This is a genomic window from Flavobacterium sp., assembly GCF_031411595.1.
Lineage (GTDB): Bacteria > Bacteroidota > Bacteroidia > Flavobacteriales > Flavobacteriaceae > Flavobacterium.
In genome coordinates, this window is sequence record NZ_JANOBI010000010.1 from 1 (window position 1) to 3744 (window position 3744).

The window sequence follows — 3744 nt, forward strand, 5'->3', positions numbered from 1 at the left end:
TTACTTGGTATAATTATCCCTATTATGCGAAGCATCTAGAACAATTGGGATATGTAAAAGAAAAGGAATATATCGAAAGTAGTTTTTCTTTTGCCAATGTTAATCCCGAAGCATTTGTCAAAGCGCAGGAATTGGTAAAAAAAAGATACCAACTTACAGCGGTTCGATTTTCAAAGACGAAAGATATTATGCCTTATGTAGATAAGATGTTTGATCTCTTCAATGCCAGCTATGCCAATCTAACTTCATTCGTTGCGATAACAGACATTCAAAAAGAATACTTCAAAAAGAAATATATTCCGTTCATCAATCCTGAATACATCAAGTTTGTCATTGATAAAGACGATAATCTGATTGCATTTAGTATTGTCATGCCTTCATTTTCAACTGCATTACAAAAAGCACAAGGCAAATTATTTCCGTTCGGTTGGTATCATTTACTGAAAGCCAGAAAACACAGTAAGGAAGTTTTGTTTTATTTAATCGGCATCGCTCCCGAATACCAAAGCAAAGGCGTTACGGCCATTATCTTCGATGAATACTACAAAACTTTCAGTGAAAAAGGAATCGAAAGATGCGTCAGAACACCTGAATTGGAAGAGAATCACGCGATTCACAATTTGTGGAAAAACTTCGATTCGAAAGTCACGCGAAGAAGAAAAACCTTCAGTAAAAATTTGTAATTAATTGCTGCAAGGCACTTCCAACAAAGGCAAAGCATCATTAAACTGAATGGCTTTCAGATTTTGGAAAACCACATTCCCATGATTGTCGTCGGTAACCGGACCAAACCCTTCGATGTAGTTTTTGCCTTGTTTCAAAAAGATGACTTCGCGAACCGACATCACACCTTCTGAATGGAAACTATACTTTCCTACAAGTGTGTCGCCGTGAAAAGCACCTACCAAAGTGCCTTCGCTATGGTCTTTTTCGAAATAATCATACGACAATTTTCCATATTGAAGTTTGTCACCTTTAGTGATTAAAGACATCCTAACCGTGTCTTTACCCTGAACGCCTATATAGCAAACTTCAGAAAACGGATTCACAGGTTTCTCAATTTTAAGATCTTCAAGCGTCATTTCCTTTTTACAAGCAAACAAAAGCAATACACCAAACAAACCCAAAACAATATTTTTTTTCATAATTGTATGCATTAAGATTCAAAAAAACCGCCTCTATAAGAAACGGTTTTTATTATTATTCATCATTCCATGCTAATTAACTAACGTCTACCGTAGTTTTCTCAGCAATCGCTTTATAAGTACCATTGACCAATTTCTCGCGAATCGCTTCAAATGCTGTCAAAGTTTCGTCGATATCGGCCAAAGTATGCGATGATGTTGGAATCATACGCAATAAAATAATCCCTTTCGGAATCACCGGATATACAACAATCGACAAGAAAATGCCGTAATTCTCACGCAAATCATTGACCATGACCATCGCTTCGGGAATGCTTCCTTCGAGGTAAACCGGCGTTACACAAGTGTTTGTATCTCCAATATTAAAACCTCTTGATCTTAATCCGTTTTGCAATGCATTGACGTTTTCCCACAATTTATCTTTAAGTTCCGGATGATTTCTGAGCAATTCCAAACGCTTCAAAGCACCAACGGTTTGAATCATCGGCAACGCTTTGGCAAACATTTGAGAACGCAAATTATATTTCAAATAATCAATGATGTCTTTATCTGCAGCAATAAATGCCCCAATACTCGCCATCGATTTGGCAAACGTAGAAAAATACACATCAATACCATCTTGACAACCTTGCTCCTCACCTGCTCCAGCACCTGTTTTTCCTAAAGTTCCGAATCCGTGCGCATCATCAACAAGCAATCGGAAATTGTATTTTTTCTTGAGCTCCACAATCTCTTTAAGCTTTCCTTGTTGTCCGCGCATTCCAAAAACACCTTCGGTAATAAACAAAATGCCACCACCGGTTTCCAATGCCATTTTCGTGGCACGTTGCAGGTTTTTCTCCATGCTTTCAAGGTCGTTGTGCTTATAGGTAAAACGTTTTCCCATATGCAAACGAACACCATCAATGATACACGCATGCGCATCAACATCATATACAATAATATCGTTTTTCGTCACCAATGCATCGATGGTCGACATGATGCCTTGATAACCAAAATTCAACAAATAAGCCGATTCTTTCATCACAAAAGCTGCCAATTCGTTTTCGAGTTGCTCGTGTTTCGTCGTATGACCAGACATCATTCGAGCACCCATCGGATAAGCCGCACCATAAGCAATCGCAGCATCCGTATCGGCTTGTCGCACTTCAGGATGATTCGCCAAACCCAAATAATCATTGAGGCTCCAGTTTAAAATATCCTTCCCGTGAAACTGCATTCTCGGTCCCAATTCTCCATCGAGTTTTGGAAAAACATAATATCCTTCTGCTTGCGATGCCCATTTTCCCAACGGACCTTTGTTGTTTTGAATTCTCTCGAATAAATCTTTTACCATGATAATCAGTCTAAATTTCGGTCTTTTTGATGGCGCAAAAATAATTATTTCCATGGGATATTTTGGCCTTAATCTGAATTATTTTTAATAGCTATTCCCGCTATCCACTCCCAATCTTTTGCGCCGAACAACGGCACAAAAGGATTTCCGCTCCTATCGGGGCTAGGGCAACTTGGTAATGATAAACTCCGTATCTTTGAATTCTAATCTTTAGGCTCTAAGGCACTAAGGTTCTAAGGTACTAAGGCTAAAACCTTTTGAAAAGCGACCTCAGCAACTCAGCAACTCAGAACCTTAGCAACTCAAAAAAATGTCACAACCCACCAAAGAACTCAAAATAGCCGTACTCATCGATGCCGACAACGTGCCCTACAGCAACGTCAAAGGCATGATGGAAGAAATCGCCAAATTTGGCACACCCACCACCAAACGCATTTATGCCGATTGGACCAAACCCAACGCCGGCGGTTGGAAAAGTGTTTTACTCGAACACGCCATTACACCAATACAACAATACAGTTATACCGTTGGAAAAAACTCCTCCGATTCTGCGATGATTATCGACGCGATGGACTTGCTCTATTCTCAAAAAGTCGACGGATTCTGTATCGTATCAAGCGACAGCGATTTCACAAGACTCGCCATTCGTTTGCGAGAATCCGGAATGAAAGTCATTGGCATGGGCGAAAAGAAAACACCCAATTCGTTTATCGTAGCCTGCGACCGATTCATCTACATCGAAGTGTTAGAAGGCGCCAAACCTAAAAAATCTGAAAAACCAAATCCGGTTATCGATACTAAAAAACCTATTGACAAACCTGTTGAACTCAATAAAATAGATCTTCAAACCATCGAACTCATTGAAGCTACCATTGAAGCCATTGGCGATGATGATGGTTGGGCATTTTTAGGTGATGTTGGTAATTTAATTGTCAAGAAAAAACCGGAATTCGACCCTCGAAATTATGGTTTTAACAAACTCACACCGATGCTCAAATCACTAACCGATATTCTCGAAATTGATGAAAGAGATTCGGACAAAAAAGGAATTAAACATGTGTATGTCAGACTAAGATTTAGTTAAAATAAAAAAAGCCTCTTCGTTTCCGAAGAGGCTTTTTTATTCAATTCTTTTATAACATTAAAATGGATAATGTGCGTAAACCGAGTTATCAAGGTTTGGAAACAAATTATCAAGATCCGAGTTATCTATAACACCATCTCCGTTAAGATCCGTAGCTAAAACTCCGAAATTAGAGCTGT

General features: G+C 39.0%; 3 protein-coding genes and 1 pseudogene. 2 read left to right on the forward strand and 2 right to left on the reverse strand.

Annotation, left to right across the window (positions count from 1 at the left end; translation table 11 throughout):
- Positions 1 to 683, forward strand: a pseudogene (locus RMO03_RS01580) (GTP cyclohydrolase); the annotation flags it as partial.
- Here the strand turns inward: RMO03_RS01580 and RMO03_RS01585 are convergent.
- Entirely contained in the window at positions 684 to 1145 is a 462-nt protein-coding gene (locus RMO03_RS01585; RefSeq protein ID WP_309640325.1) for a hypothetical protein, read from the reverse strand. It lies immediately after the preceding pseudogene.
- 76 nt (positions 1146 to 1221) lie between these two features.
- A complete protein-coding gene (locus RMO03_RS01590; protein ID WP_309640327.1) occupies positions 1222 to 2481 on the reverse strand; it encodes a pyridoxal phosphate-dependent aminotransferase family protein in 1260 nt (419 codons plus the stop codon).
- Between the two features lie 310 nt (positions 2482 to 2791).
- On the opposite strand from RMO03_RS01590, the gene RMO03_RS01595 reads away from it, so the two are divergent.
- The gene (locus tag RMO03_RS01595; RefSeq protein ID WP_309640326.1) at positions 2792 to 3565 is read left to right on the forward strand and encodes an NYN domain-containing protein; all 774 of its coding nucleotides are present in this window, start codon (positions 2792 to 2794) and stop codon (positions 3563 to 3565) included.
- Positions 3566 to 3744 lie beyond the last annotated feature (179 nt).